Annotated in this window: 21 protein-coding genes and 1 pseudogene; 13 read left to right on the top strand and 9 right to left on the bottom strand. The window is 70.8% G+C overall.

Features of this window, described 5'->3' with window-relative positions:
* The first annotated feature begins 21 nt into the window (after window positions 1-21).
* The gene (locus ACFWRO_RS20155; protein WP_384512025.1) at window positions 22-585 is read left to right on the top strand and encodes a hypothetical protein; all 564 of its coding nucleotides are present in this window, start codon (window positions 22-24) and stop codon (window positions 583-585) included.
* 90 nt (window positions 586-675) lie between these two features.
* On the opposite strand, the gene ACFWRO_RS20150 is transcribed toward ACFWRO_RS20155, so the two are convergent.
* The 6 genes from ACFWRO_RS20150 to ACFWRO_RS20125 form a co-directional block, all read right to left on the bottom strand.
* Window positions 676-2412 (bottom strand): type IV secretory system conjugative DNA transfer family protein, encoded by a 1737-nt coding sequence (locus ACFWRO_RS20150; protein WP_384512023.1) that lies wholly within the window; start codon window positions 2410-2412, stop codon window positions 676-678.
* A gap of 23 nt (window positions 2413-2435) precedes the next feature.
* On the bottom strand, window positions 2436-4550 hold the full coding sequence (locus tag ACFWRO_RS20145; protein WP_384512021.1) for a peptidoglycan DD-metalloendopeptidase family protein: 2115 nt from the start codon (window positions 4548-4550) through the stop codon (window positions 2436-2438).
* Window positions 4551-4556: 6 nt separating this feature from the next.
* Complete coding sequence (locus ACFWRO_RS20140) at window positions 4557-5246, bottom strand: hypothetical protein (RefSeq protein ID WP_384512019.1); 690 nt, start codon at window positions 5244-5246, stop codon at window positions 4557-4559.
* 195 nt (window positions 5247-5441) lie between these two features.
* Window positions 5442-6173, bottom strand: coding sequence for a DUF4913 domain-containing protein (locus tag ACFWRO_RS20135; RefSeq protein WP_384512017.1), 732 nt, complete (start codon window positions 6171-6173; stop codon window positions 5442-5444).
* A gap of 40 nt (window positions 6174-6213) precedes the next feature.
* Complete coding sequence (locus ACFWRO_RS20130; protein WP_384512015.1) at window positions 6214-6831, bottom strand: hypothetical protein; 618 nt, start codon at window positions 6829-6831, stop codon at window positions 6214-6216.
* 14 nt (window positions 6832-6845) lie between these two features.
* Window positions 6846-7355 (bottom strand): hypothetical protein, encoded by a 510-nt coding sequence (locus tag ACFWRO_RS20125; RefSeq protein WP_384512013.1) that lies wholly within the window; start codon window positions 7353-7355, stop codon window positions 6846-6848.
* A gap of 292 nt (window positions 7356-7647) precedes the next feature.
* Here ACFWRO_RS20125 and ACFWRO_RS20120 point away from each other — a divergent pair, with 292 nt between their 5' ends.
* From ACFWRO_RS20120 to ACFWRO_RS20075, 10 genes and pseudogenes are all read left to right on the top strand, one after another.
* Window positions 7648-9381 (top strand): conjugal transfer protein, encoded by a 1734-nt coding sequence (locus tag ACFWRO_RS20120; protein WP_384512011.1) that lies wholly within the window; start codon window positions 7648-7650, stop codon window positions 9379-9381.
* A gap of 125 nt (window positions 9382-9506) precedes the next feature.
* Window positions 9507-9770: a TrbC/VirB2 family protein gene (locus ACFWRO_RS20115; protein WP_384512009.1), complete on the top strand. Its 264-nt coding sequence runs from the start codon at window positions 9507-9509 to the stop codon at window positions 9768-9770.
* A gap of 74 nt (window positions 9771-9844) precedes the next feature.
* On the top strand, window positions 9845-10414 hold the full coding sequence (locus ACFWRO_RS20110; RefSeq protein ID WP_384512007.1) for a hypothetical protein: 570 nt from the start codon (window positions 9845-9847) through the stop codon (window positions 10412-10414).
* 7 nt (window positions 10415-10421) lie between these two features.
* Window positions 10422-13433, top strand: coding sequence for an ATP-binding protein (locus tag ACFWRO_RS20105; protein ID WP_384512005.1), 3012 nt, complete (start codon window positions 10422-10424; stop codon window positions 13431-13433).
* Between the two features lie 39 nt (window positions 13434-13472).
* Window positions 13473-14003: a hypothetical protein gene (locus ACFWRO_RS20100; RefSeq protein WP_384512003.1), complete on the top strand. Its 531-nt coding sequence runs from the start codon at window positions 13473-13475 to the stop codon at window positions 14001-14003.
* A gap of 62 nt (window positions 14004-14065) precedes the next feature.
* Complete coding sequence (locus ACFWRO_RS20095; RefSeq protein WP_384512001.1) at window positions 14066-16333, top strand: hypothetical protein; 2268 nt, start codon at window positions 14066-14068, stop codon at window positions 16331-16333.
* Window positions 16334-16344: 11 nt separating this feature from the next.
* Window positions 16345-16962, top strand: a complete 618-nt coding sequence (locus tag ACFWRO_RS20090; protein ID WP_384511999.1) for a hypothetical protein — start codon at window positions 16345-16347, stop codon at window positions 16960-16962.
* Between the two features lie 115 nt (window positions 16963-17077).
* Window positions 17078-17308: pseudogene (locus ACFWRO_RS20085) on the top strand (hypothetical protein); the annotation flags it as partial.
* A 276-nt stretch (window positions 17309-17584) separates the two neighbouring features.
* A complete protein-coding gene (locus ACFWRO_RS20080) occupies window positions 17585-18373 on the top strand; it encodes a hypothetical protein (protein WP_384512085.1) in 789 nt (262 codons plus the stop codon).
* A gap of 30 nt (window positions 18374-18403) precedes the next feature.
* Entirely contained in the window at window positions 18404-18643 is a 240-nt protein-coding gene (locus ACFWRO_RS20075; RefSeq protein WP_361668352.1) for a hypothetical protein, read from the top strand.
* Between the two features lie 6 nt (window positions 18644-18649).
* On the opposite strand, the gene ACFWRO_RS20070 is transcribed toward ACFWRO_RS20075, so the two are convergent.
* Window positions 18650-19780: a threonine synthase gene (locus ACFWRO_RS20070; RefSeq protein ID WP_384511997.1), complete on the bottom strand. Its 1131-nt coding sequence runs from the start codon at window positions 19778-19780 to the stop codon at window positions 18650-18652.
* A gap of 187 nt (window positions 19781-19967) precedes the next feature.
* Between ACFWRO_RS20070 and ACFWRO_RS20065 the strand changes: the two genes are divergently transcribed.
* On the top strand, window positions 19968-21071 hold the full coding sequence (locus tag ACFWRO_RS20065; RefSeq protein ID WP_384512079.1) for a proprotein convertase P-domain-containing protein: 1104 nt from the start codon (window positions 19968-19970) through the stop codon (window positions 21069-21071).
* Window positions 21072-21153: 82 nt separating this feature from the next.
* Here ACFWRO_RS20065 and ACFWRO_RS20060 read toward each other — a convergent pair whose 3' ends face one another.
* A complete protein-coding gene (locus ACFWRO_RS20060) occupies window positions 21154-22629 on the bottom strand; it encodes a translation initiation factor 2 (RefSeq protein ID WP_384511995.1) in 1476 nt (491 codons plus the stop codon).
* A gap of 94 nt (window positions 22630-22723) precedes the next feature.
* Here ACFWRO_RS20060 and ACFWRO_RS20055 point away from each other — a divergent pair, with 94 nt between their 5' ends.
* A complete protein-coding gene (locus ACFWRO_RS20055) occupies window positions 22724-24016 on the top strand; it encodes a DUF4190 domain-containing protein (RefSeq protein ID WP_384511993.1) in 1293 nt (430 codons plus the stop codon).
* Between the two features lie 140 nt (window positions 24017-24156).
* Here ACFWRO_RS20055 and ACFWRO_RS20050 read toward each other — a convergent pair whose 3' ends face one another.
* On the bottom strand, window positions 24157-25548 hold the full coding sequence (locus ACFWRO_RS20050) for a glycoside hydrolase family 18 protein (RefSeq protein WP_384511991.1): 1392 nt from the start codon (window positions 25546-25548) through the stop codon (window positions 24157-24159).
* Between the last annotated feature and the right edge of the window lie 42 nt (window positions 25549-25590).

Genomic DNA, 25590 nt, shown 5'->3' with positions numbered 1-25590 from the left:
AACAACACTTAGGATCCTGCCATGTTGACAGCTCGCTCATCGTTCGAAGCACATCTGTACATGGACCTGCACCGCTGTGCCGAGTGCGGTTCCGGGGACTTCGATCGTCAGCACCGGCTGGAGCAGCACGGCGACGACTTTGTGGCCGTGTACGAGGGCGCGTGTCGGCAGTGTGGAAACCTTCGCCGCTTCGAGTTCCGGATGGCTGAGGAGATTCCGCCGCCTCCGCCCGCCTTCGGTGGTCCCGAGCCCTCACAGATCATCGACCCGGGGGAATTCCTCGACGTCGCCTTTCGGATCTCCGAGGCCACCGGACTTCAGCTCCTCAACTCTCCTGAGTCCGAGCACCACAAGCTGCGCGGTTCGATGGTCTACTGCGTCGCGGCGTTCGAGGAAGTCCTCAAGTTCATTCCGTCCGGTCAGGATGCGGTTCCGGTCGACGCCTTCACCTCGGAGGCAGGGTTGGACCGATACAGGCAGGACCCGGGGAAGTTCAGTCGCCGGCTGATCGACATCTACCTCAAGAACGCCCGTGCGGTCCTGGCCGACATCGACCAGGTCAGCTCTCCCGACATCCGCCCGTAGCCCTCGGCTGGGGGAGGTGTCCGGCCCCCCAGAGCCGCCAGGGCGGCGAGGCCCTCGGCCCCGCCGCCCTGGATCACGTGCTACCGCCCCTCAGCGCTTCGCGCCCGGGTCGTACGTCGCCAAGGACGCCTGGACCGACTGGGCGTAGGGGCCCTCCCACCACGGGATCGTTTCGACCAGGACCGGCTTCGTGCCGGAGGCGAGGACCAGGGCTCGGCCGGGGGGCATGGAGCCCAGGTCCGAGACGTGGAGGACGCGTTCGCGGCGGACGGACTCGTTGACCGTGCGGTTGCCCGACCACGAGCCGTGTTCCGACTCGCGGGTCGTGGAGTAGTCGCGGTGTTCGTACTCGCCCGCCAGGTCCGAGAGGTCGCCGAGGAAGCGGGTGTCCGAGACACCGCCGCCGTACACGCGGATGTTCGCGGCGGACCACAGCTTCTCCATGCCGCGGTCGCCCCACACCTCGACGCCCTGCGCCCAGGACTGCAGGATCGTCATGAGGATGATGCCGCGCGACCCGTAGTGCGAGTACAGGTCGGGCAGGGCCCGCCAACGGCAGACGTTCGCCGCCTCGTCCAGGACGCCCACCAGGGGCTGCGAGAGACGGCCGCCGCGCTGGGTGGTGGCGAACTCCTCGGCCGCCTCGACCGTCGCCACCGTCAGGGCCGTCACCAGGGGGCCCGCCGAGTCCGTGCCCTCGCGGGACAGGGAGTAGAGGGTGCCCCGGCTGCGGACGAACTCGTGCGGGTTGAACTGCGGGCGGGTGTCCTCCTGGTTGAGGGGGGTGACCCACTTGTTGATCTCGGGGTTGATCAGGCACGACGCCATCTGCTGGGCCACGCCGTAGATACCGCTGCGCTGCTTGTCGGGCGCCGTGAGCACGCCGTTCAGCGCGTCCGCCGGCATGGTGTGCCCGGCACCGCGCAGGATGCGCTCCGGGGTGTCGTCCTTGGGGTTGGCGAGCCAGGTGTAGACCTGGGTGATCGGCGCGTTCGCGGTGGCCGCCGACAGCAGCAGGTTGGCCAGGAGGTCCTGGCCGGCCGGGTCGAAGTACGCGTCCGTGGAGGCGTTCGGGTCGCGCGAGCCGGACGCGAAGTGGTCCGCCAGCTTGCGGGCCTTGGCGACATCGGTGACGTACGAGAGCGGGTTCCACCACCAGGCCGGCGGCTCCGTCGCCACCTGCTGCGGGTCGAACACCCAGACCGGGCCGACGGCCTCGCGCGGGCCGCGCGTCGCGTCCACGATGTCCCGCTTGTTGGACGTGACGAGCACCGCGCCCGGGCCGTCCAGGATCGCCGGGATCGCGCGGCGGGTGGTCTTACCCGTACGAGGGCCCCAGATGTCGACGTGCATGTCCTCGAAGGAACCGAACAGCGGCTGCTTGCCCTTGACGGAACGGCCTATGAACACGCCCGGAACCCGGCTCATCACGCCGAGCCGCTCCGCGGTCGCCGCCGCGCCCTTCATCGTCAGCTTGCCCAGCTGCTCGCCCTTCGCGAGGTGGCCGGCGGCCGCGTCGACGTCCGGCTTCCTCTTCGAGCGCTGCCGCAGGCGGTACGCCCAGAGGGCGAGTACGAGGACAAGGACCGCCTCGCCGGCCGCCACCGCGCTCGCCGCGCTGCCCGGCCAGGCGTAGTCGCCCTTCGCGAGGGCCACCGCGAACGAGAAGGGGTTGCCGGGCGGGGGCGGCGCGTCGTCGAAGGACGCGCCGAGGTACGCGGCGCCCCACGCACCGCACAGCAGCACCAGGACGACGGCGACGAGACCGACTATCTCGTACGTCCAGTCGTTCTCGGCGCGTGGTCTCTTGTTCTGCTCAGCGGACATGTCGTGGACCTTCCTTGCCTTCCTTACGCATTCTGGCCGCCGCCGGCCTCGCCCGGGTTGGTGCCGGCCGGGATCGGGACCCGGTAGACGCCGGTGATCTGGCCCTGCACGTCCCAGGTGCTGAACTCGACGTTCTTGCCGGCGCGCGGCGCGTGCAGGATCTTCTTGCCCTTCGGGTCCCAGACGAGGGCGACGTGTTCCGGGCCCTTGCGGCCGGGCCGGAAGAAGATCACGTCACCGGGCTGTGTCTGGGCGAGATCGACCTCGTACGCGGCGAGGTTGTCCTCCTGGTCGTACGTCACCGCCCCGATGTTGATCTTGCCACCGCTCGCCTGGTAGTACGCCCACTGTGTGAAGCTGGAGCAGTCGAACGACACGGGGTTGTTGCCCTGGAGACGGGGCGCGCCCCACACGTACGGTCGCCCGATGCCCCGCTGCGCCCAGCCGAGCGCCGCCCTGACCACGGGGTCGTTCGAGTCGGGCAGGACGCCCGTCACGCCGGCGCCGTCGGGCGCGACCGGGGTGCCGCCGCTGCCCTTGGCACAGTTGGCGTACTCGGCGTCGCGACCGGCGCCGTTGTCGCCGCCCGGCACGCTGCCGTAGTCGGGGTTGGCGGTGATCTTGCCGTTCAGCCAGTCCTGGGGGTCGACCATGCCGGGGCCGTTGTCCTGGCCGCCGACGAACGGGTTGTCGACGCCGGGGACGCGGACCTCCCAGTGCAGGTGCGGTCCGCTGGTGTTGCCGGTCATGCCGACGGCGCCGATCTGGTCGCCGCGCTTGACCTGGTCGCCGACCTTCACGTTCATCCGGGACTGGTGGGCGTACTGGGTGATGACGCCGTTCGCGTGCTGGATGTGCGTCTCGTTGCCGTACGCGCCGCCGGAACCGGCCTTCACGATCTTGCCGTCGGCCGGGGCGTAGATGCCTGTGCCGACGCGGGAGACGAGGTCCAGGCCGGTGTGGTAGCCGAGGCTCCACATGCCGCCGCGCTGCTTGTACTTGGCGCCGATCGTGTACGAGCCCTCCTTCAGCGGCCACTGCCAGTCCTTGCCGGTCGCGGGCGCGTCCGGGTCGGGGGCGGGGGCGAGGGGGAAGGCCGCGAGGGACATGGGCACGGCCTCGTTGAAGCCGCCCTGTGCCGCCATCGCCTGCGTCGTCGTTTCACCGTCGCCCTCCAGGGGCGGCGTGGACCAGGAGCGGGCCGGGGACGCCGCGATGTTCAGGGCCGTGTTCGGGTCGGCGTTGTTGCCGACCGGCTCCGGGATGTCCGACTGCCGGCCGAGCGTCGGGAAGTCAGGGTTCTTCTCGACCGTCGCCTTGAGGTGCGCGTACCACTGCTTGATCCGGTCCTGATCGCCGGTCAGGTTGCCCCGGTAGCGGGCCGCCTGCGTCAGGACGACGCGCATGTAGATCGTGTTGCTCGGGCGAGAGCCCGAGTACCGCATCAGCGCGTTCCAGGCGTTGGTCTCCACCTTCATCGCGTGCAGGAAGTTGGCGGCGGCGAAGGCCGCGTCGTCGATGTTGTAGAGGTCCTTCTTGCCGTCGCCGTTGCCGTCGGCGCCGTAGTCCTGCCAGGCGGGGTTGCCGAACTGAAGGATGCCCATGTACCCGGCGCTGTTCTTGCCGCCGGGCGCCGCCGACGGATCCTGCCCGTACTTGGTCTCCTGGTACATCTGCCCGGCGATGAGCGTCCAGTCGAGCCCGTCGTAACGGGCGGCCGCGCGCATCGCGGCGAGGATCATCTTCGGGGGTATCTCGTTCCGGGCCGTCGAGCTCGGCATGTACACCTTGCCCGCCGGCATGATCGGCGAAGTGGCCGCCGCGTCACCGGTGTTGCCGGCTTCCGCGTTGTCGGCGTAGTCGGCGCAGGCCGCGGCGGCCGTACCGCCGCCGATGCCGCCGATGAGTCCGCCGATCATGACGAGGATGACGAAACCGAGGCCGCCGACCGGCAGCAGCCCACCGCCGCCGAGAAGCAGCCACAACTTGAGGTTGCTCTTCTTCCCTCCGCCGGGGCCCTGGCCGCCGCCTCCCCCTCCTCCGCCGCGCGCGTTCTGGGCGACGTTCTTGGCGGCCTTCGCCGCCTTGGCGACCTTGGCGGCCTTGGCCGCGGCCGCGAGAACGGCAGGAGCAACCATCGGTGACTAGCCTCCCGCCTGGTCGGAGGCGCCCACGTTGCCGAGGCCGAAGATGGAGACCGAGGACACCCTCCAGGAATCTCCGCCGACGCCCTGGACCGTCACGAGCCAGGAGTTGGTCTCGGAAACGGTGTTCCGGCCGTTCTCGCTCCGGGCCGCGGTCACCTCGACCAGGCTGGAGACCGTACGGCCACCATCGCGCACGAGATCGTCGGCGACCATCGCGTCGCGGGCCACGACAGCCGTCCCGCGCGAGGCGCACTTGGCGGCCACACAGGTGTCCCAGACCTTGCCGGTGGGAAGGGCCGTGTCCTGCTTCAGCTGCGGGTCGCCGGTGGTGAGCGCGAGCAGTGGCGCGGCCCAGGCGGCGCTCTTGTCGGTGTGCGCGTACGTGTTGAGGCCGACCATGTAGTCGGTCATCACCTTGTGCGCCGCGTCGGCCTCCGCCTGCGTGAGGATGGGCTTGACCGCGCCCGCGCCGGACGTGTTGTCCGAGGGCTTGCCGTCGCCGCCCGCCGAACCACCGGAACTCCCGCCCGGGGGCGCGCTGGTGGCGGACGGGTTCCCGGACGCGTCGTCCGAGGTGTCGTCGTCTCCGTCGAAGAGGGTCAGCACCACGAGGGCGCCGACCATCAGGAGCCCCAGTATCGCCAGGGCCAGTGCCGCAGTTCGCTTGTTCTCGGCGGGTGACTCCACCGTCCCGGGCCTCCCTCAGTCAGGTTGCCGAGACACGGTAGGGGGAGAGGGCCGCCGGAGACCGCATGTTTTCCCCGGCGGGGAAAGTGGGGGACGGGGCGAGGAAAGGCGGGGAGTCGGGGACGTGTGGGGAAGTGGTGGAGGCGGGGGTGAAGGATCCTCACGGACGTGGGCGGGGACCGCTTCGTCGCTTGCTCAGGCCAGCGGGTCCTGGCTCGCGTCGTACGGCTCCACGGGCAGCGGGTCGAACGGGTAGGCCGTGTGACCGTCCTTCGGCGAACAGGCCGCGAACGGACCCATGTCCGGGTCCATCAACACCCGCAGATGCGGGTCCGCGTGGTGCAGCCACCACGTGGACATGCCGGTCCCCGGCTCCTGCCGCAGGTGCTCCCACGCCAGCCAGAGCGCGGTCAGCCGCGCCCCGGCCTCGGGGTGCGCCCACCAGCGGGGGCACCAGGTGCTGGAGGAGCCGTTGACGCGGCGGCGCAGCAGCTGGGAGAGGTACTCGGTGACGAAGACGAAGACGTCCGCATAGAAGAACTCGGAGTCGTCGTCCGGCGGCGGTGTCTCGGCCTGTTGCACGGGCTGAGGCTGCGCCGCGGCGGGCTCGGCGAGGGCCGGGAACATCGCGAGCAGCTGGGCCAAGGCATCGCTGCGGTGGTGGAGTTCGGCGGCGACCATGGCGCTCAGTTCGGCGCCGGCGTTCGTCTCGGCCATCGCGTCCCCCGCCGCGCGAGCGGTGAGCAGGCGGGTCTTCCACAGGTGCAGCTGATGGCCGTGGTGGCCCTCTTCGTGGGCGGACCGGGCCCCGGCCAGGAAGTACGCCAGATTCCTGTGCGCGGACTCCCAGGCGTGGGAGTCCGCGAGCAGAACCGCCTGCTGCGCCAAGGCCTGGGCTGTGCGGGCGAGGTCGGTGTCGCTGCTCATGGCGTGCCTCTCTTGATCAGGCGGGCTGCCCCGGCGGCGGTCACCGGCGCGCCTCCAGGGTTTCGGGCGGCGCGCAGAGCTCGAGTCTCAGGGAGGTGCCGGTGTTCCGGGCCGAGGAGTGGACCGACTGGTTCAGGACGACCCAGGGCCGCCCCACCTCGTCTTCGGCCGGCTTCCAGTGGGCCAACGCGAAGGGCGCGCGGTGCTCGAGCCGATAGGCGCCGCGCGCCCAGTACGAGCGGTGCGGGGGCTCGGGGAAGTCCGCCGCGTTCCACGGTCCCGACCAGGTGGGGGAGCCCAGCACGGATTCGACGGCCTTCAGATACACCGGCCAGTTCGCTTCGGCGCGGGTGAGGGCCGTGTCGTACGCGGCTGGGTCGCCTGTCTTCAAGCTCCATGGGGTGTGGACCGCGGTTTCGACACGGCAGAGGCCGTCCATGTAGATGGACAGCCGCGCAGCCGTACGGGTCCGCACGGGAATGCACCCGCGTTCGTGAACCGGGACGTCGTACTCCCAGCCGTAGCCCTCGAACAGCCTGCGGAAGTCCGGCCCCCCGGGCTGCGGCAACCCCCGCCATAGCTCCGGCCAGTCGACCGCCAACTCGTCCTTCAGTTCGGCGACCAGGTCCTGAGGGGTTCGCGTGGTCTCTGTCAGCATCGTTCGTCTTCCGGTCAGGCGAGGATGATGCCGATGAGCAGCAGCGCCACCACGATGCCGCCCATGATGAAGCGGGCCTTCGGGTCCTCGCGTTCCCAGAGGTCGTGGACCACTGCCCAGCCCGTCATGCGGGCGGCGCGGCCGTCGTGGATGCTGGTGGAGTCGGGGCGGCCGTCGCCGGACGGGCCGTCGGGGGTGTCCAGGTCGAGGTCGCCGGTGATGCCCTGCTGCTCCTGGGCCACCATCACCAGGCCCTCGAGGAGTTCCGGCATCGTGTTCGGGGTGAGGGGGTACGCGACGGTGCCGAACTCGGTCTCGAAGACGAGGCGCGACTGCCAGGGGTTGCCGGGCTCGTAGCCGTCGATCCAGGCGTGCTGGGCGTCGTACGACGGCGTGGTCGGCGTGGTCGGCGTGGCGGGCGGCTCCGGCGCGGCGGATGTGGCGGGCGCGTACTGCTGGGGCGGCGCCGCTACCGCCTCGGCGGCGGGTGCGGGGTGCTGAGGTCCTGCGGTCTGGTCGCTCAACTCTCGTCCTTGGAAAGGTCGGGGACGCTTCGGCGCGCCCGGCGGCGCGTGGCCAACCCCCGCATTGTGCCGAGCCCGCCCGAGCACCGGGTCTTCTTGAGTCCTGGGGGCACGTCACCACTCCCGTCCGGATTCCTCTCCTTTCCTCGTTCGCACTCCTCGCTTTCCTCGATGAGGAAATCGAGGCGTTGTTGTCCCCGCCGTTTGCCACACTGCCCTCCGCACCTGAGCTCACCAGGGCCCGCCGCGCCCGATCGGCGGCCGGGATCACACGCGGGGGGAGATCGAGCCGATGACGGACCACAACAGCCCTGCCGGCGGCAACGGCGGGAATCAACCGCCCGTGCAGCCCGGGCAGTTCGGGCCGCCGAACATGCCCGCCGGGCAGCAGCAGCAGCCGCAGCAACAGCAGGCCCAGCAGCCTCAGCAGGTGCCGCCGCAGGCACCCGGGCCGTACGGCTATCCGGCCCCGGCCGCTCAGGGCCCCGCGTCCGCCCAGCAGCCGCCCATGGCCTCCGAGGCCGCGCGTGCGCAGGTGGCCGCGGCCTGGACGCGCCGCGCCCCGCAGGCCGCCGTGCCGCCCGGCGAAGCCGCCGTACCGTCGCTTCCGCCGCGCCAGAGCCCGGCCCCCGGCGCTGCCGGCCCGAGCAAGAAGGACCGGCGCGAGCAGGCGAGGCTCGAGCGGAAGGCCGCGTACGAGGCGAAGAAGGCCCAGCGGGAGAGCCGTAAGCGCGGCGGAGCCCCGGCGGCCACGCCCACGCACGCTTCCCCGGCCATGGCCGTCGGAGCGTCCTCGCACGCCCCCGGCGCTACCACCACACCGGCCGGAACACCCGCGGGCGCCACCGCGCACCCCGCCGCCGGTGCCTCCTTCGACATACCCCGGCCCGGTGGCCGGCTGCCCGCGACGGGCCGCGGTACCCACGTCGCCCTCCGCGCCACCCTGCTCTTCACCACCTGCGCCTTCGCGCTCGGTTCGTGCGGGGTCGTCGGTCTGGCGATCGGGAAGTCCTCCAGCGCGCCGACGGCCGCGCTCGACAAGAAGGACGTCCAGAAGTACCGGCTCACCGAGTTCCCGACCCGGGCCGCGGCGACCTTCGCCGAGAGGTACGCGACGCTCTGCCTGTCGTACGAGCCGAAGGATGCCGAACAGCGGCGGGAGGAGCTCGCCCGCTACGCGACCTCCGGCGTGGACCGCGACTGCGGCTGGAACGGGCAGGGCACGCAGAGCGTCTCCAGCGCCGTCTGGGACGGCAGCGTCGAGGATCTGCCCGAGTACGGGAAGAACGGCCGCTATCTCGGCGTCCAGGTCACGCTGTCCACCGGGCGCGTCACCACCGTCTCCGTACCCGTGTACGTCGCGAATCCGGCGTCCGGCGCGGGGCTGCGGGTCGTCGGTGACGTCGGCGAGATGCCGCTGCCCGGCCGGGGCACCGCGCCCGAGGTCGACCGTGACGCCGAGGTCGTCGACAGCACGCTCTCGGACCAGCTCAAGGCGCAGGTGCTGCCCGGCTACTTCACGGCATGGGGCGCCTCCGACGCCACCGCGATGTCCCGCTTCACGGCCCCCGACGCCACCGCCGCCGCGACCTCCGGGCTGGCCGGCGCGCTCTCCGCGCCCCAGGTCCAGACGGTCGAGGCGCTGGCCCCGGCCGGTACGGAGGGCGGTGGCGCCATCGCGTACAAGTACGGGCAGACCGTGCCTGTGCGGGTGATGGTCGTCTGGGGCGGGGCCGGCGCGGAAGGCGCGCCCGGTCAGGAGACCACCCCGCAGTTCAAGCGCTCGTACCGGCTCACCGTCGTGAACACGGCGCAGGGCTGGTTCATCAAGGACGTCCGCGGTGCGGTCCTCGACCCGGCGGGCGGACAGGGCGACGGCGATGCCGCCGCTCCGAGTGCCACGCCTTCGCCCGGGCAGCAGACCCCGCCGGCCGGCGGTACCACCACTCCGCCGCCCGCGACCGGCGCGGCCAAGCCGCCCGCCACGAAGCCGGCCACGGGCAAGCCCAAGCCGCCCAAGCCCTGACGGGGCGCGGCGCCTCCGGACGATCGGTCTTCCCGATCCCAGATCCGGGTCCCGGGCCCGCCCCCGTCCGATTCCCGATCCTTCTCCGCTCCTCCCCTCACGGCCCCAGAACGAAAGGACACACCATGTACCTGGCAGCGACCACGCTGAAGGACATGTTCGGCGAGATCCAGGAGATCCTCACCACCATCGGCACGATGGTCGCGGTGATCGCCCTGCTCATCCTCGGCATCCGGATGCTGATGTCCATGAAGCGCGGCGACGGCATGCGCGAGGCCTTCCAGGGCTTCGGCATGATCGCGATAGCCGCCCTGATCATCGGTGGCGCGACCGGTCTCGCCGGTGTGCTGATCGACCTCGGCAAGCAGGTCGGCGGCGACGGCAACTGAGGCACCCGGCCGGGACCGTGCGGTCCCGGCCCTCGGAGGGGCCACGGCCGTCGAGAGAGTAGGGGGAGTGACCGATGGCGCAGAACGTACAGGGCGAGCCGGAGCCGATGGTCGCGTACGACCACACGGATCTGCTCAACAGGCCCAAGCGCATCTGGAACTGGGGCAACATCCCGCTCCCCGGACTGCTGCTGCCCGCGCTCGGCGCGGCGTTCGGCTTCGGTGCGGTGTGGTTGATCGCCCTGTTCTCTCTTTCCGCCTTCCTGCCCTTCCTGGGCATGTCGATGCTGACGGCGGTGCTCTACTTCGGCCCGCCCGTCGCCGTCTACTTCGTCTGGGGCCGGCCGCTCCCCTCCGCCCTCACCCTCAGCCAGCAGCTGGTGGTCTGGGCCGACTACTGGTGGCAGCCGAAGAAGCTGCAGGGCCTGGCCGCCGACCGCGAGCCGGAGGAGCTGCACTGGCAGGTCATCCTCTGGCAGCCGGGTTCGCGGCGCTGGCAACAGAGTTACGAGCAGGCGCTCGGCGAGGCCGCGGCGCATGGTTCGTCGTACGCCGGTACGGGCCCGGTGATTCTCGCGCCCCGGACGGCTGCTCACGAACCCCTGGCGAACACCGCCGTTCCCTCCTCCGAGACCGCAGGATGACTCCTCCATGTTCATGATGATCCTTCTGGGCGGGGCGGTCGCCTTCTTCGTGATCGCCATGATCATGGCCGCCTCCTCCTCCAAGGCCAAGGCCGCCAACGGCGGCCAGGGCGCCGCCGGAAAGTCCGGCAAGCAGGGCGGCGGCTCCGGCAATCGCGGGAAGGCGCAGGGCGACCGTGCCCAGGCCCGGCGCGAGGAGATGCGCCTGCCGTACCGCTACGCCGACGACATGATCTTCGTCCACGGCGACTCGGTGTGGACCGGCCTCGTCCTGCCGACCTCGATCGACGAGTACCTCAACGCCACCGAGCTCCAGGCCATGGCCGAGGCCCCGGCCCGCGCGCTGCTCAACCTCGCGCGCGGTGACCGGAACGTCGAGTGCCACTACCGCAAGGTGTACCGGCCGATCACCGCCGTCGGCTGGGCCGAGGAGCTCAACGCCGTCGCCTGGGACCCGACCGAGAACTACAAGGCGTACAACTTCCGCAAGGCCGAGTACCAGGAGCGCATCGGGGCGATGCGCGAGCGGAACATCCTGCTGGTCAAGCTGGGTTCGCTGAAGCGCGGCTCCAACGACGGCACCGGCGTGCTGCCCGGCGGCGACGACCCCGTCGAGGAGCAGGCGCTGTCCCGTGCCCTGACCGGTACGGCCGACAAGGTGGCGGCCGGCGCGACCGGTGTGCACGGCGAGTACCTGTCGCCGGGTCTGCTGGCCCAGTGGACGCAGGTCGCGCGCGAGGTGCACGAGAGCCTGGAGAGCCTCGGGGGTACGCCGCTGGTCCGCGAGGAGCTGGTCTGGCTGATCCGCAAGCCGCTCCACGGCGACCTGCCGGTGCCGCCCGAGCCGGTGCTCGGCTCGCGGTCGTGGGGGCCCGACCAGTTCGACCTGGTGGTCGACTTCTCCGGCGAGAACCGCAAGACGCACATCGTGCTGCACCAGTACGACGAGGTCACGGGCGAGCAGCACACCAGCTACACGACGACGCTGGTGGCCGCCAACTGGCCGACGGAGACCCGGTTCCGGCAGTCGACCGCCTGGGCGCGGTACGCGGCGCAGAACGTCGAGTTCCCCGTCGAGATCGACATGCGCTTCACGCTCATCCCGTACATGAGGTTCAAGGACCGCGCCGGAAAGATCAGCGGCAACCTCCTCGACGAGATGAACGACATGGCCAACTCGGGCCGTTCGCCGGACACCAAGCTCGCCAACCAGGTCACCCGCGCCCAGCACCTCGTGGACGACATCGAGGAGCACAAGATGCCGGGGATGGAGGCGCAGATCCGTTTCACCATCTCCGCTTCCGACCCGACGGAGCTGGAGCGGCGGCGCCGCATCCTGGAGATGCAGTTCAAGCAGGACCTGAAGGTCACCCTGCTGCGTCCGACGCGCCAGCAGTGGCGGCTGCTCCAGTCGCAGCTGCCGGGCAACGCGCCGAAGCTGCCGATCGCGCCGTACCTGCGGCTGCAGGAGGTGGAGCAGCTCGGCGCCGGGCTGCCGACGGCCGGCACGGAGCTGGGCGACAACCCCGAGCAGCGGTCCGGCAAGAAGCTCGGCTGGGTGGGCAACCTGGTCGGCTGGGCGGGCAAGATGCCGGTCCACTACTCGCTGCACGTCGGCCCCGCCCGTAACGACGGCGGTGGCCTCGCCATCGTCGGCGCGTCCGGTGGTGGAAAGTCCTCGCTCGCGCTGCAGAAGTTCTACGAGGAGTCGGAGTCGGGCGTCCGCTGCCTGGTCATCGACCCGAAGACGGACTTCGCGCAGCTCTGCTACTACCTGGGCTACGGCGCCCAGGTGAACGACCCGGACTTCGCGGCGGACGCGGAGCGCGGTGTGCTCGGCACGCCGGAGAGCCGGTTCCATCCGGTGAACCCGGAGTTCTGGGCCGAGACGGAGGTCGTCGACCTTCTCAAGGGCCAGGCGGGCGTGCTCGACCCGTGGGTGATCGCGCGCGACGTCCCGTCGGGCCGGCTGCTGGCCGAGTCGATGCTCCGGGGCTTCCTCGGCGACGAGGACTACCAGCGCGTGCGACTGCCCGTCATCGAGGGGATGGCGACGGTCGTCGGCTGGTACAACTCGGCGATCCGGCAGGCGACGGAGCAGGGCCTGAGCGCCCGCGACGCCGAGCAGCAGGTGCCGAGGCCGACGCTGTGGAGCGTCGTCGACGAGGTGGTACGGGCGTACGACCACGCTCTCGCGACGAACGACCGCGAGGCCGCCAAGGACCTGAAGCTCGCGCAGATGCTCCTGACGGAGCTGCGGACGCTGCCGTACGCGCGACTCGCGTTCGCGGAGACGCCGCAGACCCTGTCGGCGATGCGCAAGCGCCGTACGGTCATCACGCTGCGAGGCTTCCAGTCGCCGGCGGCCTCCGACCCGCGCAACTGGAACCCGGCCGAGCGGCTCGCGGCGACGGCCCTGATGGCGGTCGTGGAGCTCGGCAGCCAGATGCTCGACGTCGGGTACGAGAAGAACCCGGTGACGGGCGAGATCGGCCTGCGCCCGAAGGCGCTGTTCGTCGACGAGGCGTACGTCGTCACGGCGACGGAGAGCGGCCGGGACCTGATGCGGAGGGCGCTGAAGCAGGGCCGTTCGTACCTGGCGGTGACGGTACTGATCACCCAGCAGGCGATCGACCTGGTCCAGATCGAGGACTCCGAGGCGCGCAGCGGTGGCGCGAACCAGATCCACACGGTCTTCGCGTTCAAGCAGAAGTCCGCGCAGGAAGCTTCGCTGGTGGCGCCGCTGCTCGGCCGCCCGGAGTCGGACGCGAAGGTCGTGAACGCCCTCCAGGAGCTCCGCACCGGTGTCTGCCTCCAGCGGGACGCGGACAAGCGGGTGGGGACGGTGGCGGTGGACCTCGTCTTCAAGGAGATCCTCGCGGCCACGGACACGAACGGCACGACCCGCCCGTCGCGCCAGGGCGTCAACCCGCCGCTGAGCGTCTGGGACTGGACGTTCCTCCAGGAGACCAACGACCTGGACCCGACACCCGCATCGGACGCCACGGCCGCGGTCTGACCTGCCCCGGCCCACCCGAATCGACTCAAGGAGAACCTCATGCGCCTGACCAAGACCCTCGCGGCCGGAGCCGTCGCGCTGAGCGCGCTCGTGACGCTGACGGGCTGCGGGAGCGACGAGCCGGCCGCCGACGGTGCGCAGAGCAAGCTGCCGAAGGCGAGCACCATGGCCGATGTCCAGAAGGCCGTCGTCGAGCGCGGGACCGAGTGCAACGAGCTTCGTCCGATCCGCGAGGGGATGACCTACATGGAGGAGGAGGCCAAGAACCCTGCCTGGGGCATCAAGGAGCGCGCAGCCTGCTCCGACGGTGGGGGCAGCTCCGTGACCCTGCTGCTCATCGGTGACATGGCGAAGTTCCAGCAGTCCCTGGCGGCCAAGGGCGGCGGGTCCTTCGCGGTCGGCCAGAACTTCGCGGTCGCCGCCGAGAACGACTCCTCCGGCCAGAGCCTGACTCAGAACGGCCTGCTCGTACTCTCCTGCGAACAGGGTGAACGTGACAAGGTGCCCAGCGGCTTCGAGATTCACGAGGGCCTGGTCAAGGGCTGCTTCACCACGAACTACAACGCGTAGCCGCTCCCAGTCCCGGAATCCCGGACCCCGGAAGGAAATCGATACCCGTGCGCCGTACGGCCATGTCACGCGGAACCCGTACCGTTCCCCGTTCGCCGGGCAGCCTGGTGCGCGGCGGCGGGCGGATCGTCAGAGCAGGTCTGTTCGTGGCTCTCGCGCTGGTCGCGCTGACGCTCTCCGTCCCGAGCACAGCGCTGGCCTTCGGCCCCGACCTCAACCTGAGCTGCAAGATCACCGGGGACGACAACTACAGCCACGACAGCCCGGGCGCGAGCGGTGAGTCCATCATTCCGGCGGTTCAGCAGTGGTCGGATTCGGGCCAGACCGGCGAGAACCTCAATGACACGTCGGGGATGATCACCGGCGCGGTCAAGCTGCCCAACTCCCCGGACCGGTACACGTTCTACGAGATGAACGCCATGCGCGGGATGGTCTGGACGGGGACCTTCAAGGGGCGCGGCGACGCCTCTCGTAACAACGGCGAGGACGACACCGGCGCCGACAACTGCTCGGTCATGGACTTCGTCAACAACGGCGTGGCCAACATGGTCTTCAACGGAACGAAGATCCTCTCGCGCGCGGCCATCTCCATCAAGGAACTGGCGTCCAACCCGAGTCCCCTCAGGGGCCTTTACAAGGGACGCAACGACGCCGTGACGACGCTTCAGGAGAACGTCTTCCGTCCGGCCGTGCCCGTCATGATCGCTCTCACCGGTATCTGGGTGTTCACCAAGTGGCGCCGGCAGGAGATGCGCGAGGTCTGGTCCGGTGTCGGCTGGGCCACCCTGACGACCATCGCCGTCGTCGCCCTTCTCGCCGGCAGCGGCCAGAACAGCAACTACCACAAGGTCATCAACGAGGCCGACGCCGGCATCGCGAACTTCAACTCGATGCTGGCCGAGACGGTCCTGGCGGGTGTCTCCGGAAAGATGCAGCCGCCCTGCGACCTCCCGGACACGGAGGAGTACAACCGAGGGCTTCGCTCCTCGAGCTGCGCCATGTACGACACCCTCGTCTTCCGCCCATGGGCCCTGGGCCAGTTCGGCGAAGCCGGCGCGAACTGCGTCTTCAAGAAGGAGGGTGGCGCCAAGCTCAACGAGGGCGTGTGCGAGCTGGGCAGCGCCAAGGGCGAGTGTGACTTCGGACAGGGGGTGCGCTGTGAGGACCTCCGGGTCGCACAAGCCGTGTCGCAGTCCACGACCAACTTCGACCAGTTCCCTCTGAAGGGGGACAGGCAGGACATCGACAAGGAGACAAAGCAATGGATGCCCATCCGGATCCAGATCGCAGGCGGCTATAACCTGGGATATCCGGACAAGAGCCCTCGCGTCGCGGACCAGCACGTCTATGCCGTGCCCTTCAACGACTGGGCAGGTCGCAACGCCGGAGGCCGGGTCGGGCTCGCCTTCTACTCCTTGGTGGCCGCCCTCATCGTCGGCATCATGGTCATCGTGCTCAGCGCCCTCACACTGCTCTGGCACGCCGTGACCCTGATCCTCATCATCATGCTTCCGCTGATCGCGACACTCGGCATCCACCCGTCCCAGCAGAAGCTGCTCAAGGGCTGGCTGCAGTCGTTCATCCACAGCTTCGTACTGCGGGCGGGCTTCGGGATCATCCTGACCGTGCTGCTCCTGCTGTACCAGATGATCCTGCCCGCCCGGATCCCCCTGGGCATGCAGCTGCTCATGCTGCTCCTCGTCACCGTCGCCGTCGTGATGATGCTCAAGAAGCTCATCGGTGGGGCGTACAGCCCGAAGATCGCCGGCGCTGAGGACGCCCTGGGCGTGGGCGACATGCCGGGTGCGGTCGCCGGTAAGGCCGTGCCGATGTTGGGCGCGGTCGGGCAGAAGGGTGCCGGCGCGGCCAAGGCCACCGGCCGGGTCGCGGCGGGTGCCGCGGGCCGCGGAGCCGCGGCGGTCGGCCGGGGTATGGACAAGAAGTTGAACAAGGGACGTCTCCAGAAGGGTGGTTGGCTCGCGGAGGCCAACCCCAAGCGCAAGCAGCGTCAGAACGCTCAGAAGGGTGCCGTGGTCGCGGAGGACGCGTACCAGCAGGCCATGGGGAGGCAGGGGAACCCTTCGGAGGAGTCCGGGCAGCAGGCCCCGCGTCGTACCGGCCGTGTCAGTCAGGGCAACACCACTCCGCCCCCGCCTGCCACCCCGGCACCCGCTCCCGCGCCGCCGCAGCCCGCGCCCCAGGCCGAGCAGCCTCGGCCCCCGCGGGTTCAGCCGCCGCAGCAGCCCGCGACGCAGCCGCCCGCGCAGACGCAACCGCCCCAGTTGCCGCCGCAGCAGCCGCCGCGTGACGGCAGCCGCATGCCCCGATAGGAGGACCGTTCATGTCACGATTCGACTCGGTCGCCGGGGCTCTACGGCGGCTCGTCCGGCAGGAGAAGAGCGACGACTGGGCCGTGCGACTGCTGCCCAAGATCGTCTTCGGGATCGCGGGGGCGTACACGCTCTTCATCCTGGCCTCCTCCAGCATGAGCTCGTTGATCACGATCTGCGCCCTGCTCGTGCTCGGCCTGCTCGTGTTCCTGCTGCGCCGCCGCGGTCAGTTGCTGATGGCGCTCGGGTCGACGGTCCTGACCGCCGCGTTCGCCGGGTACCTGGCGGCCGTGGGGGACATCGCACGGGGCATGTCCTCCGGGTTGCTGAGTGGGCAGGCCGTGTTCGGGTACTGGGCGCTCGCCGGGATGGCGCTGCTCGGGGCATGGGTGGTCAAGGAGCACCCCGGGCGGCGCGGGGTCACCGTCGTGCTGGCCGATGTCGTGCTGCTCGTGGCGGCCGGGGTGGGCACGGTCGTGCCCCCGGCCGCCGTGCCGCTCGGGTTCGTCGGCATCGTCGGCGTGCTCATGTTGCGGGGTGGCGGGGGCGCCGCCGTGGGGCGTCTCGTACGACGCGTCCTGCGGCGGACGACCGCGCCGGACAGCGAAGCGAACAGCAAGCGGGTCTGATGTCGACTCAAGAAGGTTTGGAGCAACTCGGTTACGGTTTGGAACAGCTTTGCGGTCGCCATTTGCACTGCTCTAGAGTCCCCAGGTATCAAAAATTGCCACGGGGGGCACTTTCATGGTCACAACCGCTCGCAGGACCCTTCCCTCACCATCCATATCCACCGGCGCAGGCGCCGCTTCCCTGCCCTGCCACCGCCGACCGGACATTTTCCGCCATCCCCTTCTGGAGAACCCGCCCGTCGCCGCCGCCGAGCTGCCCCTGCAGGGCCGCCGGGCCCAGGCGCTCGCTCACGCGGCGCGGCAGCTGTGCGCCTCCTGCCCGCTCCGCCAGGAGTGCCTGCGCGACGCCGTCCTCCGCCCGGATCCGGGCGGGTACCTCGCCGGGACCACCGAGCAGGACCGGCGGCTCATCCGTCGCCGGCTCGGCATCGGTACGCCGCAGGGGGACCTGACCGCGCCCGTCGACCTCCGGCACCGAGCCGCTGAACTCGCCGCCGTACTCGACGCGTTCGCGCCACAGCGCGCTGCCGGTCACCCGGCCCGGCCCACGCGCCGGCCCGCCCGCTCAGGTCCCCGGCCCGTGATTCCACCCCAGAAGACACACCACGTAGCAGAGGTATCCATGGCGGTTCCGGCAGGCGAACGGATCACCTTCGCTCTCGACGATCCCGTTCTCGCCGTGCGCAAGGGCGTCCTCGCGCCGCTGCTGCACGCCGCGCTCCCCGCCGTCGAAGCCACCGAGCAGCTCGCCGGGATGCTGGCGCACGTGCCGTCCGCCGGTCTTTCGCCCGAGCTGGCCGAGGCCTGCCGGCGCGCGCGGCGCTGCCTGGAGACCTGGCGCGCCGAGAACGGTGACGGCGCGTCCCGCCTGCCGGCGGACACCGGTCTCGTCGGCTCGGTCAGCGTCGAGCTCGCGACCAGCGACCCGATCACCGCGCTGCGTCAGGACCTCTTCGAGCCTCTGCTGCGGAGGGTCTCGGAGTCGATCGTCCGCATCGAGGCCGTCATGTCGGTCCTCGACGGCCCGGACCGCACCGACGGAACGACGCCGGCCGACCTGCGGATCGCCCTGCGTGAACTCGCCGTCCGCATAGAGGCGTACGAGGCTGCCGCGCCGGCCACCGTCACCGCCGTCCCGCGTCTGCGCGCCGTGGACACCGGCGACGCGGTGGTACGTCCCTTCCCGGCCACCACGAGCCTGCGCCAGGCCGTGGACCGCGCCGTCGCGTCCTTCCCCGGTCCGTTCACGGCCCGCGACGTTCTTCTCGCGCTGCCCCCGGAGGTCTTCCAGGAGTCGGCGAAGTCGATCAGCAACGTCCTGTCCGCCATGGTCAAGTCCGGGCGGCTGCGGCGCGTGTCCCGGGGTACGTACACCATGGACCCCGAGCACCCACTCGCCGCGCACTCCTGAGCACCCTCCCGACCCGAAAGGAACCCTGTCGTGCAGCCCACGCCCCCGGCGGCCGAAGTCCGCATCTTCTCTCCCAACGCGGGCCTGATCGACGGAGTTCCCGTCACCGCGCCGCCGTACGGCGACATCCAGGAGGTCGTCATCTCGATCCTCCAGCAGCGCGCCCAGCAGTTCGGCGCCCCGGCCGCGGCCTCCATCACCGACGACCGGTACGGCGGCGCGATCCGTCTGCTCATCCACCCGGACGGGACGACCGAAGCGCTGGACTAGACACCCCTAGGGACTGCCCGTGCGGGCAGGGCTCAGCCCCGTCTTCGCCCCCGCCCCGCACAGCGGCACCACCGTCAGCCCCTCCCGCCGGGGCGACGCGCGGAGCGCCGCCCAGCAGGCCACGCCCGTCGACTCGACGAAGAGGCCGCGGCGCGCCAGGTCCACCTGGGCGGAGTGGAGTTGGTCCTCCGTCACGGTCAGGAAGGTGCCACCTGTCGCGCGGACCGCGCGCAGGATCTGGGCCGCGCGGGGCGGGTTCGGGATCGCGATGCCCTCGGCGAGGGTGGGGCGGACCGGGGCGGGGGACAGGAGTTCCTCCGCGCCCGCCTCGTACGCCCGCGCCAGCGGAGCAACCGCCTCCGCCTGTACGGCGATCAGGGTGGGGCGCCGGTCGACGAGGCCGTGGCCGTACAGCTCCTCCACGGCCAGCGCCGCGCCCAGCAGGAGCGTGCCGTTGCCGACCGGGACGACGAGGGTGTCCGGGAGGCGGCCGCCGAGGTCCTCCCAGAGCTCGTACACGTACGTCTTCGTACCGTGCAGGAAGTGCGGGTTGTACACGTGCGAGGCGTAGAAGGTGCCCGGTTCGGAAGCCGCATCGCGTGCTGCGCGTGCTGTCGCCTCGCGGTCGCCCGGCACGACGGTCAGCCGTGCTCCGTGCGCCCGGATCTGCTCCAGCTTCTTCGCCGACGTGCCCTCCGGTACGTATACGACGCAATCGAGGCCCGCGCGCGCGCAGTACGCGGCGATCGCCGTGCCCGCGTTGCCGCTGCTGTCGGCGAGGACGCGTTCCGGATCGAGCCGGCGGGCCAGTTCGGCCAGCATGACCGCGCCCCGGTCCTTGAAGGACAGCGTCGGCATGAGGAAGTCGAGTTTGGCCGAGACGTCTTCCGTGAGGGGGATCAGCGGAGTGCGGCCTTCCCCCAGTGACACGCGCGGCGATTCCGTCGCCAGCGGCAGTGCCTCCTTGTAACGCCACAGTGAATTCACGCGTGACGCAAGGGACGTGAGTGAAACCGGGGCGCTCGTGAATTCGAGATCCCACGGGCCCCGGCACCGCGGACAGCACCAGGTGAGGGCGTCGGCGGGGGCGTGAATCCGGCATCGGGGGCACACGTAGGCCGTCATGCGCGCCAGCATGGCAGCTGTGTGGCACACGTGTTACGGGGCGCTCGGGACTCTTGTGTGATTCCTATGGATCCGTCAATCTTTCGCTCGGCAGCCGGATGTGCGAAACGGCGTGGACATCTCATGTCGCTTTGTCATGCGCCTGTCATACCCCCACAGCAGCGCACCACCTATGAGGAGGATCCCTCACATGTCAGTGATGCGTGACTCGCGGCGCAGACTCGCCGCGGCCAGCGCCATAGCCGTCGCCGCCCTGGCTCTCGGCACCGCCGCCACCTTCCCGGCCACCGCGGCCGAGGCCGCTCCCGAAGGCGTGATCCAGAACGCCGGGGCCCCCGGGACGATCGCGGGCAGCTACATCGTGACCCTGAAGGAGTCCGCCCCGGCGGAGACCTCGAAGGGCCGGGCGGTCGCGGCCAAGCACGGCGCGACGATCAAGAAGACGTACACCGCCGCGCTGAACGGCTACAACGTCGAGCTCTCCGAGGCGCAGGCGAAGAAGCTCGCCGGCGACCCGGCGGTCGCCTCCGTCGTGCAGAACCGTGTCTTCACGGTCGACGGTACGCAGCCCTCCCCGCCGTCCTGGGGCCTGGACCGGATCGACCAGCGGGCCCTCCCGCTGAACCAGAGCTACACCTACCCGGACAGCGCGGGCCAGGGCGTGACGGCGTACATCATCGACACCGGTGTCCGCATCTCGCACAGCGACTTCGGCGGCCGGGCGTTCAACGGCTACGACGCCATCGACAACGACAACGTGGCCCAGGACGGCCACGGCCACGGCACGCACGTCGCGGGCGCCGCCGCCGTCTACCTCGCGGACAACCCGTCGGCCACGCCGGCCCAGGTGTCGACGGCCCTGACCAGCGCCGCCACCCCGAACGTGGTCGGCAGCCCCGGCACCGGCTCCCCGAACCGGCTGCTCTTCGTCGGTGGCGGCGGCACCACCCCGCCGCCCGGCAAGAAGTTCGAGAACACCGCGGACTTCGCCATCGCCGACAACTCGACCGTCGAGTCCCCGGTCACCGTCACCGGCGTCGCGGGCAACGCGCCCTCCGCGCTCCAGGTGCCTGTGAACATCGTTCACACGTACATCGGTGACCTTCAGGTTCAGCTGATCGCCCCCGACGGCACCGCGTACACGCTGAAGGCGTTCGGCACCGGCGGCAGCTCCGACAACATCAACACCACGTACACCGTCAACGCCTCCTCGGAGGTCGCGAACGGCACGTGGAAGCTGCGGGTCACGGACAACGCGAACATCGACACCGGGAAGATCGACTCCTGGGCGCTGCAGTTCTGAGCTGTCTGAGCAACACCTGTAGTTCCAGTCGGTAGTGCATGAGGGGCGGTCGCCGGGCTCGGCGACCGCCCCTTCGTCCTTGTCAGGCGGAGTCGATGAGCGCGTACATCGTCTCCCTGGGGAGTGCCAGGTTCGCCGCCGCATCCCCCGACAGCTCCTCGTCTTCAAGGAGTTGAAGAAGCCGCTTGAGCGGAAGGGCGGGGTTGCGGGCCGCCCCTGCACGCACGCGTGCGTCCGGGTCCCGGGTGAGCGCGTCGACGAGGGCCGGGTCCGCCTCCGGGTCCAGCGTGGCCAGCAGGAGTACGGCGGGGTCCTCGGCGGTCCCGAAGCGCGCGCCGAGCCCGGCGACCGGGAAGCGCGGGAGGCCGAGCAGCCGGTCGCGGTTCAGCCCGGTGTACTCCAGATAGCAGCGCAGGAGCAGTTCGGCGGGCGCCTCGGGGTGGTGCTGCGCGAGGACGATCCGTACGCCCGGGTCCTCGTCGGCGGCGAGCAGCTCGACGAGTTCGGCCGGCAGCTCCGGGTTGTGGGCGACCCGGCGGCGCAGCCAGGGGTGCGCCGACCGGGCGTGCGCGAGCGGCGCCCCGTACGGATCCTGGCCCACCTGGACGACCTCGTGCGGCTCGACGACGTAGTCGATGGCGGCCCGTTCGTCCTCGGTCAGTTCGGGGCGTACGGAGACGGCGGTACGGACGCCGGGGTCCGGGTCGCGCGCGAGGAGGTCCACCAGGTCGCGCGGGAGGTCCTTCCGCCAGGCGACCTCCCGCCGGGTCTTGGGGTCGCCGACGCGGGCCACGTGCGCGACGACGTCCGGCGGAGTGCTGTAGTTGTACGCGAGGCACCACAGGTCGTCGTCCTCGCGCTCCTTCAGCAGCTCGTCCACGACGGCCCGGGAGAGGCGGCAGTTGACGAGGATGTGGTTGCGGGCGTGCGAACGGTGGCCGGGCATGGCGCGCAGCTGCCGCTCCATCTCCGCGGCGTCGTCCTCCTCCGCCCGCCGCGCCCGCGTCCGCTCGGCGGAGGCGCGCACGTCGGGGTCGGGGTCGTCGAGCAGGGCCGCCCGGCGTTCCTCGGACAGCTCGCGCCAGGCATCGGTCCCGTACACGCGGAGCGCGGGGTCGGGGTGGGTCGCGAGCCCGAGGCGGAAGCGGGACGGCACCTGGCGGGAGAAGACCAGCGACTGGAGCTCCTGGCCCTCGTACGTCGTGTACATCCGCTCGATGACGTGGTCCGGCAGGTACCGCGGCCAGACGTCCTGGCCCGGGCCGTCCGCCAGGCCCGCCCGGACGAGCCAGTGCTCGTCGTCGACGACCCGTCCCCGCACCTCCCCGGGGACGTGCGGGTTGCGCGCGAGCGCTCCACGCGCGCGTGGGTGCGGATGCGCGACGATCGCGTCCACGACCTCCGGGGGCAGGTCCCGGCGCCACCGGCAGAGGGCGGACCAGGCCGCCTCGTAGGGCGGTTCCAGCAGCCGCAGGAGGAGGTCGACAGGGGTGGCCGGGTTGACGGCAAGGCCCCTCAGGGCCGCGCTCCCCGGTTCTTCGGTCGTCGTCGCTGTCATGCGTGTACCGCCCCCGCCCCTCCACCACGTACGATGCGCGCGCCCGCCCGATCGCACGTTCGTACCACCCCGCCGCTACAGGAGCACCGTACTAGTGGAGCCCTCCCAGCCTCCCCAGGATTCCCCGCCTCCCAGGGATTCCCTGCCTCCCCAGCCTCCCCGGGAATCCCAGGGACCCCAGGGATCCCAGGGGTCCCAGGGGTCCCAGGAAGCCCAGCCGCCCCGCCAGAGCTGGCCCGCCCCCGCGGCTCCCGGTCCGTACACCTCCGGCCCCTACGGCCCGTACGGGCCCTACGGCCCCGGTGCCGCCGGGCCCACCGTCCCCGGGCCCACCGCCCCCGGCCCCTACGGGATACCGCCGCAACGCACCACCAACGGCCTCGCCATCGCGTCGCTCGTCTCCGGCATCGTCTGCTGCCTCCCGCCCCTCGGCCTGATCTTCGGCCTGATAGCCCTCCCGCAGATCAAGAAGAGGGACCAGACGGGCAAGGGGCTCGCCGTCGCCGGCATCGTCCTGTCCTCCCTCAGCTGCCTCCTCATAGTCATCGGCCTCGTCTCCGGGGCCCTCGGCGACGCGTGGCGCGGCTTCCAGAAGGGGGTGGACGAGGCGGCACGGGCGGAGTCCACGTTCTCGCTGCGTACGGGCCAGTGCTACAACGTCGACGGCAAGCTGGAGGCGGATACCTCCGAGGTCGAGGTGGTCGACTGCGCGAAGCCGCACGAGGGCGAGGTCACCGGCGGCTTCAAGCTCACCGGCTTCACCAAGTGGCCGGGCGAGACCTCCATCGACGACATCGCCACGAAGCGCTGCGGCGACATCGGCAACGCGTACGCGCTCGACAGCTGGGCCTTCCCCGAGGAGATCTACGACTTCTACTACATGCCGAGCCGCGACAGCTGGCGGGTCGGCGACCGCACCGTGACCTGCGCGTTCGCCGTCGACGGCGGCGAGCCGATGAAGGGGTCGCTGCGCGCCGACAAGACCACCCTCGACGCCGACCAGCTCCACTTCCTCACCACCATGAACCGGATCGACGACGTCCTGAGCAAGGAGCCGGAGGCCGACGCGGACGAGGATCTGGCCGCCAACAAGGTCTGGGCGGGCCAGGTCCACGGGGCCATCACCACCGCGAGCCGCGGCCTGAAGAACCACTCCTGGCCGGCGGCCGCCACGACCGACGTCGACAAGCTCGTCAAGGAGCTGGAGGCGTCCGCGAAGCAGTGGGACAAGCTGGCGAAGTCGGCCGACGAGGACGTCTTTTGGGAGCACTACGACCGGGCGTACGACGACACCTTCTGGGACTCGGAGTCCCAGGCACGCGCGACCCTGAGGCTGGCATCGACGCCTTCCCCGTCGTCCGCACCGGAGGCCGGCTCCTCGGCCTGAAGGCCGGAAAGCCTGATGGCCGGAAGGGCCGCCGTGGACCGGTGTACGTGACGGGGCCGGGACTCCCGGAGAGGAGTCCCGGCCCCGAATCAGCGCGCCGTCCAGCGCCGTCCGCCAGCGCCGTCCGCCAGCGCCGTCCGCTAGCGGCGGCCGAGGACGCGGTCGACGGTCGTGATCAGTTCGCCGTCGGGGGTGTCCCCGTCGAGGGACCAGAACATCGCGCCGCCGAGGCCCTTCGCCCGTACGTACGCCGACTTGGTGCCGAGCACCCACGGGTCGTCGTACGTCCACAGGTTGGTGCCGTCGAAGAGCCAGGCGTGGCCGTTCCGCCAGTCCCTGTGGACCTTGTACGTCCCCGAGTCCGCGAGCTTCTTCAGGACCTTGTAGTCCTCGTAGCCGTTCGCCCAGGTGGCCGGGGCGGGGCCGGTCGCGGGCCTGCCGAGGCCGGTGCCGCCGCCCGAGACGCCCGTCCAGCCCTGGCCGTAGAACGGCATGCCCACCACGAGCTTGCGGGCGGGCGCGCCGCGCCGCAGCCAGTCGTTGACGGTCTGGTCGACGCTGAAGTCGCCGGACTTGGCGAAGAGCGCGGACTGCTGGGCGGTGGTGGACTCCCAGGGGCCGTGGAAGTCGTAGCCCTGGAGGTTGACGAAGTCGAGGTCCCGCATGATCTTGGGGACTTCGAAGCCCGCGTCGATCTTGGCGGGTGCGGTGGGGACGAAGGCGGTCAGCTCGTAGTGCTTGCGCTTGCCGCCGCGCTCCCGCTGCCGCTCCTTCTCGTACGCGTCGAGCTGGGTGCGGAACTCCCGTACGAGCGCGGTGAAGTTCTGCTTGTCCTCCGGGCGGAACACGGTGTCGACGTCGCCCGCGGAGGCCGGCCACTCCCAGTCGAGGTCGATGCCGTCGAAGAGACCCGCGGCGGCTCCCGCGCCGCCACGGGCGCCGTCGGTGGGCAGGTTGCCCTTGATGTGGAGATCGATGCAGGACGCGACGAAGGCCTTGCGGGAGGCGGGGGTGCGGGCCGCGTCGGAGAAGTGGGTGGACCAGCTCCAACCGCCCAGCGAGATCAGGACCTTGAGGCCCGGGTGCTTCGCCTTGAGCTCGCGCAGCTGGTTGAAGTTGCCGGCGAGGGGCTGGTCGGCGGTGTCGCCGACGCCGTCCACCGAGCCCGCCGCGTCGAGCGGGCGGACGTAGTCGGCCCACGCGTCGGCCTCGCCCGGCGTGTTGCCGGTGAAGCACTTGCCGTCCGGACTCACGTTGCCGAAGGCGTAGTTGATGTGGCTGAGTTTGGCCGCGGTGCCACTGGTCTCCAGGTCCTTGACCTGGAAGTTCCGTCCGTAGACGCCCCATTGGGTGAAGTAGCCGACCCGCTTGTACGCGGGGCTCGACGCCGTGCTCGACGCTGCGTTGTGCGACGTGCGGTCGTCGTCGCCGCGTGACGACGCGGGATCGGCGCCCGCGGCGGGGGCGAGGCCGGCCACGAGGCCGAGGGAGAGGGCGGCGATCGTCAGCCGGGCAAGGGTAGTTCGACGCATGAGGCTCGTTTCCTGTGCGTGTGCCGGAAGGGAGCGGTGCTC

This window comes from Streptomyces sp. NPDC058579, assembly GCF_042718575.1.
Classification (GTDB): Bacteria; Actinomycetota; Actinomycetes; order Streptomycetales; family Streptomycetaceae; genus Streptomyces.
This window is presented reverse-complemented; position numbering and strand designations above follow the sequence as displayed.

Bases quoted from the DNA above. Each gene is read 5' to 3' on its own strand.
- ACFWRO_RS20080 (WP_384512085.1), top strand. From the start codon at position 17,585: ATGGCGGTTCCGGCAGGCGAACGGATCACCTTCGCTCTCGACGATCCC.
- ACFWRO_RS20120 (WP_384512011.1), top strand. From the start codon at position 7,648: ATGACGGACCACAACAGCCCTGCCGGCGGCAACGGCGGGAATCAACCG.
- ACFWRO_RS20065 (WP_384512079.1), top strand. From the start codon at position 19,968: ATGCGTGACTCGCGGCGCAGACTCGCCGCGGCCAGCGCCATAGCCGTC.
- ACFWRO_RS20090 (WP_384511999.1), top strand. From the start codon at position 16,345: ATGTCACGATTCGACTCGGTCGCCGGGGCTCTACGGCGGCTCGTCCGG.
- ACFWRO_RS20050 (WP_384511991.1), bottom strand. From the start codon at position 25,548: ATGCGTCGAACTACCCTTGCCCGGCTGACGATCGCCGCCCTCTCCCTC.
- ACFWRO_RS20105 (WP_384512005.1), top strand. From the start codon at position 10,422: ATGTTCATGATGATCCTTCTGGGCGGGGCGGTCGCCTTCTTCGTGATC.
- ACFWRO_RS20130 (WP_384512015.1), bottom strand. From the start codon at position 6,831: ATGCTGACAGAGACCACGCGAACCCCTCAGGACCTGGTCGCCGAACTG.
- ACFWRO_RS20145 (WP_384512021.1), bottom strand. From the start codon at position 4,550: ATGGTTGCTCCTGCCGTTCTCGCGGCCGCGGCCAAGGCCGCCAAGGTC.
- ACFWRO_RS20155 (WP_384512025.1), top strand. From the start codon at position 22: ATGTTGACAGCTCGCTCATCGTTCGAAGCACATCTGTACATGGACCTG.
- ACFWRO_RS20095 (WP_384512001.1), top strand. From the start codon at position 14,066: ATGTCACGCGGAACCCGTACCGTTCCCCGTTCGCCGGGCAGCCTGGTG.
- ACFWRO_RS20150 (WP_384512023.1), bottom strand. From the start codon at position 2,412: ATGTCCGCTGAGCAGAACAAGAGACCACGCGCCGAGAACGACTGGACG.
- ACFWRO_RS20060 (WP_384511995.1), bottom strand. From the start codon at position 22,629: ATGACAGCGACGACGACCGAAGAACCGGGGAGCGCGGCCCTGAGGGGC.
- ACFWRO_RS20110 (WP_384512007.1), top strand. From the start codon at position 9,845: ATGGCGCAGAACGTACAGGGCGAGCCGGAGCCGATGGTCGCGTACGAC.
- ACFWRO_RS20135 (WP_384512017.1), bottom strand. From the start codon at position 6,173: ATGAGCAGCGACACCGACCTCGCCCGCACAGCCCAGGCCTTGGCGCAG.
- ACFWRO_RS20070 (WP_384511997.1), bottom strand. From the start codon at position 19,780: ATGCTGGCGCGCATGACGGCCTACGTGTGCCCCCGATGCCGGATTCAC.
- ACFWRO_RS20100 (WP_384512003.1), top strand. From the start codon at position 13,473: ATGCGCCTGACCAAGACCCTCGCGGCCGGAGCCGTCGCGCTGAGCGCG.
- ACFWRO_RS20115 (WP_384512009.1), top strand. From the start codon at position 9,507: ATGTACCTGGCAGCGACCACGCTGAAGGACATGTTCGGCGAGATCCAG.